Source organism: Oleiphilus sp. HI0128 (assembly GCF_001635365.1).
This window is the reverse complement of the sequence record NZ_LWGG01001097.1, coordinates 1-13,510: the sequence shown is the minus strand read 5'-3', so window position 1 is coordinate 13,510 and position 13,510 is coordinate 1. Positions and strand designations below refer to the sequence as shown.

Below are 13,510 nucleotides of genomic sequence, written 5' to 3'. Positions count from 1 at the left end.
TATATTCTTTTGTAGGCAGAGGGTTCTACCTCTCGCTAATGCGGTGCTTCATAGAAACTTTGTGCCAGTCCGCCAGGGAGGTACGGAGACCTCTTCCTACAGGCTTGCTTCAACTTAGCTATGCAGCTCATTCGCTGCATAAAGCGTATTTTCCATCAGCGTTGCAACTGTCATGGGGCCTACACCGCCAGGAACAGGTGTAATCCAGCCAGCGCGCTCTTGCGCGACATCAAATTCAATATCACCCACCAAGCGGCCATCGTCCAAACGGTTAATACCCACGTCGATAACAATTGCGCCAGGCTTAATCCATTCACCTTTTACTAAGCCAGGTTTGCCGGCGGCAACGACTACGATGTCGGCCTGAGATATCTTCTCGGGCAGGTTTTTGGTGAAGCGGTGAGTGGTCGTGACAGTGCAGCCAGCTAGTAATAGCTCAAGGCCCATCGGTCGACCAACGATATTAGAAGCGCCGACGATAACGGCATCTTTGCCTCTGATTGTTTGTCCTGTTGTTTCCAATAAAGTCATTATGCCTTTTGGGGTGCAGGAGCGGAGTAGGGGCATTCTTTGTGCAAGGCGGCCAATATTAAAAGGGTGGAAGCCATCTACATCTTTATCTGGGCGTATACGTTCTAGTAAAGGATCGCTGTCTAGGTGTTCAGGCAGAGGGAGCTGAACCAGTATGCCGTCGATTGTTTCGTCGGCATTATATTTGTCAATAAGGCTTTCTAGCTCTTCCTGACTTGTTTCAGTAGGAAGTGTCAGCGTTTCGGATTTGAAGCCGACTTGTTCGCAAGAGTTAGTTTTGTTTCGAACGTACACTTCAGATGCTGGGTCAGCACCTACCAATATAACCACAAGCCCGGGAGGGCGCTTACCTTGGGCGACTCTTTCTTTTACGCCTTCGGCCACTTTAGCCTTTACCTCTTGCGAGATTTTCTTTCCATCAATTAGTGCTGCGGTCATGTTTGATCTCTCTAACCCTGAATTTTGAATGGCGGCATTTTCTCATGACCCTTTATGAATAAAAAGCTTATAAATTGCTTTTTTAAAAGAATTTCTAAAATTCGCTTTAAAATTTGTTGACGATCGAAAAAACCGGCTGTATTATTCGCGCCATCTTTGAGAGGCAACGAGGAATGTTCCAGGCAGCAGTGCTTGTGAATAGGAGTTGTTAGCTGATTTAAGTATGATCGGGGTATAGCGCAGTCTGGTAGCGCGCCTGCTTTGGGAGCAGGATGTCGGGAGTTCGAATCTCTCTACCCCGACCATTTTAAAGATCTTGTTTCATGTTGTTTGTGTAATAGGGTTTTTAGAGAAAAGGATTCGAGCGCCCGTAGCTCAGCTGGATAGAGCAACGGCCTTCTAAGCCGTAGGCCATAGGTTCGAATCCTATCGGGCGCGCCATTTATTAAGTGGTAGAAGCCAGGTAATGGTGGGCGTAGCTCAGTTGGTAGAGCTCCGGATTGTGATTCCGGCGGTCGAGGGTTCGAACCCCTTCGTCCACCCCAACTTTTTGCAAATTGTTGATTTACAACGGGTTGCAAGTTGGTTAGAATACGAAAAAATTGACGATGCGAAAGTGGCGGAATTGGTAGACGCGCTAGATTTAGGTTCTAGTGTCTTGCGGCGTGAGAGTTCGAGTCTCTCCTTTCGCACCAAGTCAAATCTTGGTGTTTCTAAAAAAGCAGTATTTTACCGCAATAAAATATCTGCTGTTTGTTCTCTTCCTTGGTTACATTTATATATAACGAATAATCTGAATATAAATCTTTTCTAGTTTATTACGCTTTCCTGTGAATTATTTTGCGTTTTTGATGTTTTTCATCGATTAAGCACTCTTAAGCCGATTAAAGTGCTTGATATATTCAGGTAGTGATCTTAATATTCGCCCCCAATAATTTTAATGGCTGATACACTGTCTAGATCGATTCGATCACTAGACTGTCTTTCAATCATGTATATAGGTGCTTTAAGCGCGCGTACGCAGATTGGTAGTGGTGTTAGGTCTTCGAGCAAACACGTTATATATAATTGAGGAATGTCCATGCAAGTTTCTGTTGAATCCACGTCTTCCATAGAGCGCCGAATGACGATTGGTGTACCTGCTGATCAGATCGAGCGAGAAGTCGAGGAGCGCCTTCAGAAGACGGCTAAAACAGCACGTATCAACGGTTTTAGACCAGGAAAGGTGCCAGTTAAGGTTGTTAAAAAGCGTTATGGACAAGGCGTACGTCAAGAAGTGATTGGCGAAGTAATGCGTAACTCTTACGTTCAAGCGTTGACTCAAGAGAAAGTTAACCCGGTTGGTTATCCTCGTTTTGAGCCTAAGACAGTTGAAGAAGGTAAGGATCTAGAGTTTATTGCGATTTTTGAAGTGTATCCAGAAATCGAATTGGCTGACTTGTCTGGGCTTAAGTTAGAAACGCCAGTTGCTGAAATTAAAGAAAAAGATATCAAGAACATGATTGATACGCTTCGTCGTCAGCATGGCACACTTAAGTCAGTAAAGCGTAAGTCTAAGAAGAAAGACTTGTTGACGCTTGATTACGTTGGTTATATGGATGGTGAAGCGTTCCAGGGCGGCACAGGTAAAGACCAGAAGATCACTTTGGGTGCCGGTCAAATGATTGCTGGCTTTGAAGACGGTCTGATCGGTTCAAAAGCTGGTGAGTCAGTGACTTTAGAGCTGACTTTCCCTGAAGACTATGCGAACGAAGAGTTGGCAGGTAAAGATGTTAAGTTTGAGGTAGACGTTAAAGTTGTTGAAGATACTGTGCTTCCTGAAATGGATGAAGAGTTCTTCGGTAAATACGGCGTAGACTGCAAAACTGAAGAAGACTTCAGAGCAGAAGTAATTAAGAATATGGAACGTGAGCTTGAAAATGCAGTAAGCAATAAGCTGAAGCAGCAAGTTGTTGAAGGCATGTCTGAAGCAAACGATATCGACGTTCCAGCGTCTATGGTTGAAGAAGAAATTAACCGAATGAAGCAAGAGGCCTTGCAGCAGTTTGGTGGTGGTCAGCAGTTAGATGTTTCTCAGTTGCCTTCTGAGCTATTTAAAGATCAAGCGACTCAGCGTGTTAAAACTGGTTTGTTGTTTGCGGCAGTGGTTAAGGAAAACGAAATTACGCCAGATGCTGAAGCAGTTGATGCCAAGATCCAGGAAATTGCCGGTACTTATGAAACGCCAGCTGAGGTTGTAGAGTTCTATAACCAAAAGGAAAACCGCGCGCAGGTTGAAGCAGTTATTGTAGAAGACGCAGTAGTTGAGTTAGTTAAGTCAAAAGCGAAGGGCAAAAAAGTTAAGATGTCCTACGAAGATGCGGTTAAGCCAGCAGCAGCTCAGCAATAAGAAGCTTAAAAAAAAGAAATATTCGGATGAAAATCTGAATCTCTAATTTTTTTCAGCTACACTTTAAACAGCCAGTTAAATACTGGCTGCTTTTAATTTAAAGCGACGAAAAATAAAGACTGCATATTCAATATGACTTGTCGTAGATATCAAAAAAAGATACCTAGGTCGACACATCAATACTTGTAGCAGGCCAAGCAGAGGAAGAAAGATACGTATGAATTTCCAAGACAATATGGGACAAGGCTCAGGCATTATTACTAATAGTGGTCTCGTGCCAATGGTTATAGAGCAAACTGCACGAGGAGAGCGATCTTTCGATATCTATTCGCGTCTACTAAAAGAGCGCGTTATTTTTATGGTTGGTCAGGTTGAAGATCACATGGCTAACCTTGTTGTTGCTCAGCTGTTGTTTTTGGAATCTGAGAATCCTGACAAAGATATTCACCTCTACATCAATTCACCTGGTGGCTCAGTTACTGCGGGTATGTCTATCTATGACACAATGCAGTTTATCAAGCCGGATGTTTCTACGTTATGTATTGGTCAGGCGTGTAGTATGGGCGCATTGTTGTTGACGGGTGGTGCTCAAGGTAAGCGTCATTGTCTTCCTCATTCGCGAATGATGATTCACCAACCTTTAGGTGGTTATCAGGGGCAGGCGACTGATATTGAGATTCATACTAAAGAAATTCTAACGATTCGTGATAAGCTGAATAAAATTATGGCTGAACATACAGGCCGTGATATCGAAGAAGTTGCTCAAGATACAGATCGTGACAATTTTATGGATGGTGCTGAGGCAGTAGAATATGGTTTAATTGACTCAGTGATTGAAAAGCGTCCGTCGGCAGAGTAGTAGTGAGGGGCACTTGCCTGGGAAGATAGAGCTTAAGCTGCTCGAATAGGACTTCTCAGGCGATTAAATGAATATCGCGCAGCGGTAAGAGCCGCTTCATTGCGCGCAGGCGTTCGAAGAGGCGCTTTGTACAGTAAGTAGGAAATCTGATGACCGATGAAAAAAACGGTAAGGGCGGAGATAACGGTAAATTACTTTACTGCTCCTTTTGTGGCAAAAGTCAGCATGAAGTGAGAAAACTGATTGCAGGCCCATCTGTCTTTATCTGTGATGAATGTGTAGACCTCTGTAACGATATTATTCGTGAAGAGGTGCAGGAGACAGCTTCTGAGGAAGCTAGTGATAGACTACCTGTACCGCAAGAAATTAAAGAAACGCTTGACGACTATGTGATTGGGCAGGAGAGAGCTAAAGTAGTTCTTTCTGTTGCTGTTTATAACCATTATAAGCGTCTGAAGTTCGACAATGCTAAGTCTGATATTGAGCTGGGCAAGAGTAATATCTTGCTGATTGGCCCAACGGGTAGTGGTAAAACGCTATTGGCCGAGACGCTAGCGCGCTTATTGAATGTTCCATTTACGATTGCTGATGCAACCACGCTGACAGAAGCCGGTTACGTTGGTGAAGACGTCGAGAACATTATTCAGAAGCTTCTGCAAAAGTGCGATTACGACGTAGAGAAAGCGCAGCGCGGAATTGTTTATATTGATGAAATCGACAAGATTTCTCGTAAGTCTGATAACCCTTCAATTACACGAGATGTGTCAGGTGAAGGTGTGCAACAGGCTTTGCTTAAGTTGATCGAAGGTACGGTTGCTTCGGTTCCTCCTCAGGGTGGACGTAAGCATCCTCAGCAAGAATTCTTGCAGGTTGATACAACTAATATGCTGTTTATCTGTGGCGGTGCCTTTGCAGGCCTGGATAAGGTTATTGCTGATCGTTCTGAGAAGAGTGGAATTGGCTTTGGTGCATCGGTTAAGAGTAAGGATGCAGAGCGTAAGGTTGGTGAGACGCTAAAAGAAGTCGAAACCGAAGACTTGGTTAAGTATGGTTTGATTCCTGAGTTTGTTGGTCGTTTGCCGGTGATTGCAACGCTAAACGAGCTTGATGAAGCTGCGTTAATGCAAATTTTGACAGAGCCTAAGAACTCGCTCTCTAAGCAATATCAAAAGCTTTTTGAAATGGAAGGCGTTGAAATTGATTTTAGGGAAGAGGCGCTTCGTGCTGTTGCCAATAAGGCAATGGAAAGAAAGACTGGTGCTCGTGGCTTAAGGTCGATTTTGGAGAATGTTTTACTCGATACTATGTATCACATTCCATCCGAGTCGGGCATAAGCAAGGTTGTTATTGATGAAAATACCATCAATGGTGAGTCTGAACCGATCAAGATCTACGATAATGGTGAACAGGCAAAAGCCTTGCCTGACAGCTAAGTTCGACTAAAATCGATAAAACCATGTCCATGAAGGTGGGCATGGTTTTTTTTTACCTGGCTGATATGGAAAAGTTCTAATATTCTCGCCCGGTTTGTCTTGTATTTAAAAAATATAGCCCCACTTATGAGTCAAAGCATCTATTTGTGATTGAGGAATTGTATGTCTGATCAAGATAAAAGCACGGAATCAGAAAGCGTTGAAAAAGATATCGTGATAACTGCGCCGGAAGGCCATATCCCCATGTTGCCCTTGAGGGATGTCGTTGTCTTTCCGCATATGGTGATTCCTCTTTTCGTTGGTAGAGAAAAGTCTATTATGGCGCTTGAAGCGGCCATGGCTTCTGACAAGAAGCTTCTCTTACTCACACAAAAAACTGCCATCGAAGACGATCCGTCAATCGATGAATTATATTCCGTTGGTACGGTTGCAAATATATTGCAAATGTTAAAGCTGCCCGATGGTACGGTTAAAGTGCTGATCGAAGGTGAGTACCGAGTCAGTGTTGATCGGGTTGCTTCAGAAGAGTTCTTGTCAGCAAAAACGAGTGAGCTGGAAGAGTCTCACCCAGAGCAGTCTGAGTTTCAGGGGCTTGTGCAAACCTTAATGTCTCAGTTTGAAAAGCTGAGTAAGGTGAGTAAAAAAATTCCTGCTGAAATCGTCTCGTCGTTAACGAATATTTCTGACCCTATTAGGTTGATCGATACCGTTGCTGCTCATTTGGAACTCAAAATAGCCGATAAGCAGGATGTTCTGGAAGAGTTGAATGTCGGGCAGCGTGCAGAAATGTTGTTAGCTGTTATCGAAGGCGAGCTTGATCTGATTCAGGTCGAGAAGCGCATTCGTGGTCGTGTTAAGAAGCAAATGGAAAAGAGTCAGCGCGAGTACTACCTGAATGAGCAAATGAAAGCTATCCAGAAAGAAATGGGAGCGATCAACGAAGGTGGTAACGAGTTCGAAGAGCTGGAAAACAAAATTCAAACGGTTGGCATGAGTGCAGAGGCCAAGAAGAAGGCTGAAGCAGAGCTTAAGAAGTTGAAGATGATGTCACCGATGTCTTCAGAGGCATCAGTTGTGCGAGGCTATGTTGAGTGGCTTGTAAATCTTCCCTGGAAGAAGAAAAGTAAAGTTCGACACGATATCGTTAAGGCAAGAGAAATTCTTGATGCAGACCACTATGGCCTAGAAGAGGTCAAAGACCGCATTATCGAATATTTAGCGGTACAGAGCCGGGTTAAGAAGCTTAAAGGGCCGGTATTGTGCTTGGTTGGGCCTCCTGGTGTAGGTAAAACCTCCTTGGGGCAATCTATTGCGAAGGCAACAAACCGAAAATATACCCGTGTTGCACTGGGTGGTGTGCGTGATGAAGCAGAGATTCGTGGTCATCGCCGAACTTATATCGGTTCAATGCCAGGTAAACTGATTCAGAAGCTTTCTAAAGTCGAAGTGAAGAACCCGCTGTTCTTGTTTGATGAAATCGATAAATTGGGTGCTGATCATCGTGGTGACCCGGCTTCGGCTTTGCTTGAGGTGTTAGATCCAGAACAAAATCATACCTTTAATGATCACTATCTAGAAGTAGATTATGATTTGTCCGATGTTATGTTTGTCTGTACCTCAAACTCAATGAACATCCCTCCGGCCTTGCTTGATCGTATGGAGGTTATCCGTATTCCGGGTTACACCGAAGATGAAAAGATCAATATCGCGCAAAAATACCTGATCCCGAAACAGATCAAAGATAATGGCCTGAAAAAAGGTGAGCTCGCTATTGCCGAAGATGCAATAAGAGATGTGATTCGTTATTACACCAAAGAAGCGGGTGTTCGAGGGCTGGAGCGAGAGCTTGCTAAAGTTTGTCGCAAGGTAGTGAAGGAAATTCTAGAGTCTAAAGAGGCTATTGAGATTACCGTAGATAGCAAAAATATCGATCAGTACTTAGGTGTGCGCAAATTTAGTTACGGCATGGCTGATGAAAAGGACCGGGTAGGGCAGGTTACTGGTCTGGCATGGACGCAGGTTGGCGGCGAGTTGTTGTCAATTGAATGTAGTACTGTGCCGGGTAAAGGTAAGGTTGTTCGGACGGGGTCTTTGGGTGATGTAATGCTGGAGTCAATACAAGCTGCTATGACTGTTGTAAGAAGTCGAGCTGGCGGCTTTTATATCGATGACAACTTTCATGAAAAGCATGATATTCATGTCCATGTTCCTGAAGGTGCGACGCCAAAAGATGGGCCGAGTGCGGGTATCGCAATGTGCACGGCAATGGTTTCCTCATTTACTGGCATTCCAGTTCGTGCAGACGTTGCGATGACAGGTGAAATAACCTTGCGTGGTCAGGTCCTTGCTATTGGTGGCTTGAAAGAAAAGTTATTAGCGGCACATAGAGGTGGAATAAAACTAGTTCTAATTCCTCAAGAAAATGAAAAAGACTTGAAGGAAATTCCGGATAATATTAAAGCAGACCTCGAAATTGTACCGGTTAAGTGGATTGACGAAGTTTTAGAGCGCGCTTTGGCGTATTCTCCCGAAAGTGATGAACACAAGGAAAAAATGCTGCAAAAGTCCGAAAAAGAAGGTTCAGAGGTGAAAGATGAGGCTTCTGAGAGAATAAATACACATTAGGCGCTCAGGCTGCTTGACAGGGCTTTCGCTCAGTTGGTATAAAACAGTCTGACGTCAGGCAGCAGTAATTTAGGGGGCTCCGACCTGTCATGTGATATTTGTTAGTTGTCTTTTTGAGTATCAAAGATACAATTGACGAATGTTTTTAAAAGTGTAAGATTTCTAAGAATCAAAAAGCACATCATTATAAATTATATACAGAGATTACCTTGCAGCATTCTGCGAAAGTCTCGTATGTTTACAGTTATCTCAAAAGGGGTTTAGTGTGAATAAGTCTGAACTAATTGATGCAATTGCAGAATCTGCAGACATTTCTAAAGCAGCCGCTGGTCGTGCTATCGACGCGGTTGTAGAATCAGTTACAAATGCACTTAAAGAAGGTGATCAGGTAACGTTGATTGGTTTTGGTACCTTCTCTGTGAAAGATCGTGCAGCAAGAACTGGTCGTAACCCACAGACTGGTGCAGAAATTCAAATCGCTGCTGCCAAGATTCCTAGCTTTAAAGCTGGTAAAGGCCTAAAGGATGCAGTAAACGGCTAGTAAGCTGTTTGTTGAATCGGCTTACTTTAGTAAGTTAGAAAAAAGCCGCTCTTAGCGGCTTTTTTTGTGCCTGTAATTCGTGAATTGCTAAGTGAGTCGGAATGATTTGGGGTGTTTTGACAGTACCTGGCATAAATCTAATATGGGGCTAAACTTAAAGGATAAGCAAAAGGAGGATGTTCGCTTTGAGTACGGCAAAGATATTGTTAGTAGAAGATAATGCAGGTGAAGAAGAGTTGGCTTTGTTTGCGCTTAAAAAAGCGGGCGTAGAGCAGAAAGATGTTGTCATTGTTAGGGATGGGCAAGAGGCGATTGATTACCTGTGTGGAAAGCGGCAGTACGCTGGCCAGCAGTTCGACCCTGAGATAAGGGTGGTTTTCCTCGATTTGAATTTGCCAAAAGTTCATGGTCTGGATGTGTTGAAAGAGCTTCGTCACAACCCGGACACTCAATGCCTACCTGTTGTCATCCTAACCTCCTCCGATGAAGAGAGAGATGTTCAGGAAAGTTATCGGGCCGGCGCAAACAGCTATATTCAAAAGTCTTTTGATATAAATGAATTTAAAGACAATATCTCAGCACTTCGGAATTATTGGTTAGACATTAACCTTTCTCCGGTATCAAGGTAGCTATATGCATTTAGTGGAAGGTAAGATTATACGAATATTAATCGTCGATGACTCCGAAGACGATGTCAGGTTCAACCTTGAGTGATCAGTCATTTTTTGATGATATCAAGATCTGGCAAAAAGAATATGACCTGCTGCCTCAGAGAATTTGTTTTGAAATTACAGAAACCTCTGCAATCGATAACCTGGTTGATGCGGTAGAGTTTATTAATGAAATTAGAGGGCTAGGCTTTAAGTTTGCGCTAGATGATTTTGGTGTTGGTTTGAGCTCTTTTTCTTATCTTAAAACGATTCCTGTCGACTTCCTGAAGATTGATGGGAGCTTTGTTAAGAATATGTTGAGCGACAGTATTGATAGAGGGATTGTGGAGTCGTGCAATATGATAGCGCACGCAGCGGGTCTAGAGACGATCGCAGAGTTTGTTGAGGATGATGCGACTTGCGAAGCGCTAAGAGAAATTGGAATAGACTTTGCTCAAGGATTTGGCATCGTGATGCCTGGCCCCTTACCTGATCAAGAGTCAAGCTAATAAGCGTGAACCCTCCGTCGCTTCCATTCTATGCTTGACCAAATCTTAAAAAAACTCGTTAATTTCTTAAACGGTCTTAACACCTTGTTTGTTCTGCCGTCACTGGTCTTACTTGTAATTAGTGACGTTATTTTGCGTTCATTATTTTCCTCTCCCATTGCTTGGGCTCACGAATTGTCGGGTTTGCTGCTACTCAGCATGTTCTTTATTAGCGATTCCAAAGTGTATAGAGGGCCATGAATTATTGAGTGTTGACCTGCTTTACCAAGCCTTGTCGGCTTCTAAGCAACGCTCCCTAAAATGCGCTTCATATGTTTTCTTGGTTTTGTTCTCGCTACTTGTCGTTTGGCAGGCGGTGTTGGGCGCGATAGATAGCTATACCTATGAAGATCAAGCTTATACTATCGACATACCTTATTGGCCTTTCTATGCCTTGATGGCTTTTATCGGGCTTGTGACAACGCTTCAATCATTGAGTTTGCTATGGGCTAGTCTAGATTCAAGTCAAACCAAAGAGGGGCATTCGTGAACCCTGAAAGTGTTGGCCTGTTGGCCATGGCCTGCTTGCTTATATTAATCGCTCTACGTGTACCGATTGCTATCGCTTTGATAGCGGTAGGGCTGCTTGGAAATGTCTACCTTCAGAGCTTTGAGTCGGCTATCGTTCAGTTTCAGTTGGTTAGTTGGGAAGTCGCCAGTAACTTTGTATTGGTGACCTTACCTATATTTGTTTGGATGGGAGCTTTAGCTCAAACAACGGGCTTGGGTAAAGATCTTTTCTATTGCTTTAACCGCTGGTTCGGGCGAATTCCCGGTGGCTTGGCGATCACATCTATCAGCTGCTCAGCAACCTTTGGTGCGGTCACAGGCTCTAGTGTTGCAACAGTCACAGCAATGGGCAAAATGCTGATGCCAGAGATGCGTCGTTACGGCTATAACCAAAGGCTTGCGACTGGCTCAATCGCAGCAGCCGGTGTGCTCGCCATTCTTATTCCTCCGAGTATCCCTTTGGTCTTTTACGCGGCCTGGACGGAAACCTCGCTAGGCGACCTGTTTATAGCGGGTATTATTCCGGGAATTCTATTAGCTTTGATGTTTGGTCTATATGTCATGATTCGCTGTAAGCTCAAGCCCGAACTGGCACCCGGTGGTGAGCATTACTCGGTGGCAGAGCGGATCAAGGCGCTACCAAAACTCCTGCCGGCATTGTCACTAATGCTTATTGTTTTGGGTGGTATTTACGGAGGCTATGCAACGCCAACAGAGGCCGCGGGTATTGGTTTGGCTTGGGTATTCGTTATTGCCTTATTTCGCGGACGCTTAAGTGCAATGATTCTGAAAGAAAGTTTGGGCCAAAGCGTTTCGCTGAGCGGCAACATCTTTTTGTTATTCTTAGGAGGCGTATTCTTTAGCCGCTTCATGGCGCAGACTGACGTGACTCAGTTCTTGATAGAATCCATCGCCGGGTGGAGTGATTCGTCCTTCTTGATAATGTTAGCGCTATTGCTCTTGTATCTGGTGCTCGGGGCTGTATTAGACACCTTTGGGATGATTATCCTCACCTTGCCTTTTGTCTTCCCTTTGGTGACCTCTTTAGGATATGACCCGGTCTGGTTTGGTATTTTTATCGTTATGATGATTGAGCTATCGCTGATTACGCCGCCAATCGGTATCAATGTATTTGTAATGCAGCGCGTTGCTCCGGATATACCCTTAACAACTGTATTTAAGGGTGCCTTACCATTTGTAGTAATAAGTTTGGTTATGGTACTACTACTGCTGATCTTCCCTGAAATAGCTTTGTGGTTGCCCGGGCAAATGAAAGATTAGAGTTTCTCTACTCTTGGTGTCCTCTGTGGTTCATCGGTTTATCACTTCAAGATCAAAACATAAAACACGGTTCACCACAGAGGTCACAGAGAGGCCTGCGGCCTACACCGAGAAAAGATAAAAAGGTTTTTAGGGTGTCTTAATCCCTTCCTCTGTGCAGCGAAGCGCTCGGTGTCCTCTGTGGTTTAAGCCTTTCCCTGCGTATCGTGCTTGTTATAAGCCTCTACAATTCGTTGAACAATAGGGTGTCTGACAACATCAGATGGGCGGAAGTGGATGCTGCTGATGCCTTTTACTCCATTCAAAACGCGCTGAGCCTGAGCTAAGCCCGACATCGCGTGTTTAGGTAGGTCGGTTTGGGTTAGGTCACCCGTAATAACGGCTGTTGAGCCAAAACCAATTCGGGTCAGGAACATCTTCATTTGTTCGGGCGTGGTGTTCTGGCTTTCGTCCAAAATAATAAAAGCATTATTAAGTGTTCGGCCGCGCATAAAGGCGAGTGGTGCGACTTCTATGATGTTCTTATCCATGAGCTTGGCGACTTGGTCGAAGCCTAGCATTTCATATAGCGCGTCATAGAGAGGGCGCAAGTAAGGGTCAACTTTCTGAGCCAGGTCGCCAGGCAGAAAGCCAAGCTTTTCTCCTGCTTCAACTGCGGGCCGAACGAGCAGAATGCGCTTAACTTCTTCGTTATTTAGCGCTTCTACAGCACAAGCAACAGCAAGGTAGGTTTTGCCAGTACCAGCAGGGCCTAAGCCAAAATTAATATCATGCTGCTTAATGTTAGCAACATATTGGCACTGGTTCTCGCCGCGAGGTTTAACTTGGCTTCGAGGTGTTTTGATTAGTCGAGCTTCTTCTGATAGCTCGCTCGAAATAGCATCAACGCCAAACTCCTGAACAAAGAGGTGAACCATTTCAAGGCTAATGCTCGAATTATCCTCGGTCTCTCGATATAGGTGTCTGATTATCTCTAGCGCCGCTTGGGATGCTTCAGCTTTTTCGCCACGTATTTTGAAAACAGCGCCCCGATAGCTGATCTTAACATCTAGACGCATTTCTAGGTGTTTGATGTTTTCATCAAATTGGCCGCACAAACAGGCGAGGCGGTCATTATCAAAAGGCGTCAGTGCAACTTCTTTGATGGTGATGGAGCCAGTGCTCGTTGTTTTGACTTTATCGTCAGGCTGCTTGTCTTGCCGTCTGGCTAACTTTTCTTTTTTAGTAGTCTTGCTCATCGACTCTTTCACCACGTAATGAATTTGCGTAAGCATCGGTAATCTTCACGTCGATAAAGCGCCCGATCAAGGCACTATCTGAGCGGTCTTGCTTCGCTTTGAAGTTCACAACACGGTTATTTTCGGTTCGGCCTTGGAGCTCCCCGGGGTCTTTCTTAGAAAAACCTGTGACCAGAATTCGTTCGGTATTACCGACCATTTTTCGGCTAATATCTTGAGCTTGTTGAAGAATGCGCTGCTGCAGAATTTGCAGTCGTTGTTTTTTAACTTCTTCGCTTGTTTCATCAGGTAAATCTGCTGCTGGTGTACCCGGGCGCGCGCTATAGATAAAACTAAAAGAAGCGTCAAAGCCAACGTCATTGATCAGCTTCATGGTGTCTTCAAAGTCTTTCTCGGTTTCGCCAGGGAAGCCAATGATAAAGTCTGAAGAGATACTAATATCAGGGCGGTGCTTACGTATACGGCGA

Annotated in this window: 12 protein-coding genes and 4 tRNA genes; 13 read left to right on the top strand and 3 right to left on the bottom strand. The window is 44.4% G+C overall.

Going from position 1 to position 13,510, the window contains the following annotated elements:
- Positions 1-114: 114 nt before the first annotated feature.
- The gene (gene folD, locus A3763_RS18695; protein ID WP_068554101.1) at positions 115-969 is read right to left on the bottom strand and encodes a bifunctional methylenetetrahydrofolate dehydrogenase/methenyltetrahydrofolate cyclohydrolase FolD; all 855 of its coding nucleotides are present in this window, start codon (positions 967-969) and stop codon (positions 115-117) included.
- A gap of 228 nt (positions 970-1,197) precedes the next feature.
- Between folD and A3763_RS18690 the strand changes: the two genes are divergently transcribed.
- The 13 genes from A3763_RS18690 (at position 1,198) to A3763_RS18625 (ending at position 11,805) form a co-directional block, all read left to right on the top strand.
- Positions 1,198-1,274: transfer RNA gene (locus tag A3763_RS18690), tRNA-Pro, on the top strand.
- A 59-nt stretch (positions 1,275-1,333) separates the two neighbouring features.
- Positions 1,334-1,410 (top strand) — tRNA-Arg (locus tag A3763_RS18685).
- Positions 1,411-1,438: 28 nt separating this feature from the next.
- Positions 1,439-1,514, top strand: a tRNA-His gene (locus tag A3763_RS18680).
- Between the two features lie 65 nt (positions 1,515-1,579).
- Positions 1,580-1,664 (top strand) — tRNA-Leu (locus A3763_RS18675).
- Between the two features lie 386 nt (positions 1,665-2,050).
- Positions 2,051-3,358, top strand: a complete 1,308-nt coding sequence (gene tig, locus A3763_RS18670; RefSeq protein WP_068506898.1) for a trigger factor — start codon at positions 2,051-2,053, stop codon at positions 3,356-3,358.
- Positions 3,359-3,575: 217 nt separating this feature from the next.
- Positions 3,576-4,217, top strand: coding sequence for an ATP-dependent Clp endopeptidase proteolytic subunit ClpP (gene clpP / locus A3763_RS18665; RefSeq protein WP_304438895.1), 642 nt, complete (start codon positions 3,576-3,578; stop codon positions 4,215-4,217).
- 149 nt (positions 4,218-4,366) lie between these two features.
- Positions 4,367-5,650, top strand: a complete 1,284-nt coding sequence (gene clpX, locus A3763_RS18660; protein WP_068506896.1) for an ATP-dependent Clp protease ATP-binding subunit ClpX — start codon at positions 4,367-4,369, stop codon at positions 5,648-5,650.
- A 243-nt stretch (positions 5,651-5,893) separates the two neighbouring features.
- Positions 5,894-8,275 carry an endopeptidase La gene (gene lon / locus A3763_RS18655; protein WP_068554104.1) on the top strand — a complete coding sequence of 794 codons (2,382 nt, stop codon included), beginning with the start codon at positions 5,894-5,896 and terminating at the stop codon, positions 8,273-8,275.
- Positions 8,276-8,540: 265 nt separating this feature from the next.
- Positions 8,541-8,816, top strand: a complete 276-nt coding sequence (gene hupB / locus A3763_RS18650; RefSeq protein WP_068506893.1) for a nucleoid-associated protein HU-beta — start codon at positions 8,541-8,543, stop codon at positions 8,814-8,816.
- 185 nt (positions 8,817-9,001) lie between these two features.
- On the top strand, positions 9,002-9,445 hold the full coding sequence (locus tag A3763_RS18645; protein WP_068634577.1) for a response regulator: 444 nt from the start codon (positions 9,002-9,004) through the stop codon (positions 9,443-9,445).
- 47 nt (positions 9,446-9,492) lie between these two features.
- Complete coding sequence (locus A3763_RS18640) at positions 9,493-9,975, top strand: EAL domain-containing protein (protein WP_068638188.1); 483 nt, start codon at positions 9,493-9,495, stop codon at positions 9,973-9,975.
- 121 nt (positions 9,976-10,096) lie between these two features.
- The gene (locus tag A3763_RS18630) at positions 10,097-10,504 is read left to right on the top strand and encodes a TRAP transporter small permease (protein WP_082865269.1); all 408 of its coding nucleotides are present in this window, start codon (positions 10,097-10,099) and stop codon (positions 10,502-10,504) included.
- Positions 10,501-11,805 carry a TRAP transporter large permease gene (locus A3763_RS18625; protein ID WP_068634575.1) on the top strand — a complete coding sequence of 435 codons (1,305 nt, stop codon included), beginning with the start codon at positions 10,501-10,503 and terminating at the stop codon, positions 11,803-11,805. The genes A3763_RS18630 and A3763_RS18625 overlap by 4 nt, the downstream gene beginning before the upstream one ends.
- A 185-nt stretch (positions 11,806-11,990) precedes the next feature.
- On the opposite strand, the gene A3763_RS18620 is transcribed toward A3763_RS18625, so the two are convergent.
- Positions 11,991-13,043, bottom strand: coding sequence for a PhoH family protein (locus A3763_RS18620; protein ID WP_082865270.1), 1,053 nt, complete (start codon positions 13,041-13,043; stop codon positions 11,991-11,993).
- On the bottom strand, positions 13,027-13,510 hold a 484-nt coding region (locus tag A3763_RS18615), incomplete at its 5' end, for a TRAM domain-containing protein (RefSeq protein ID WP_156495173.1). The genes A3763_RS18620 and A3763_RS18615, both read right to left, overlap by 17 nt.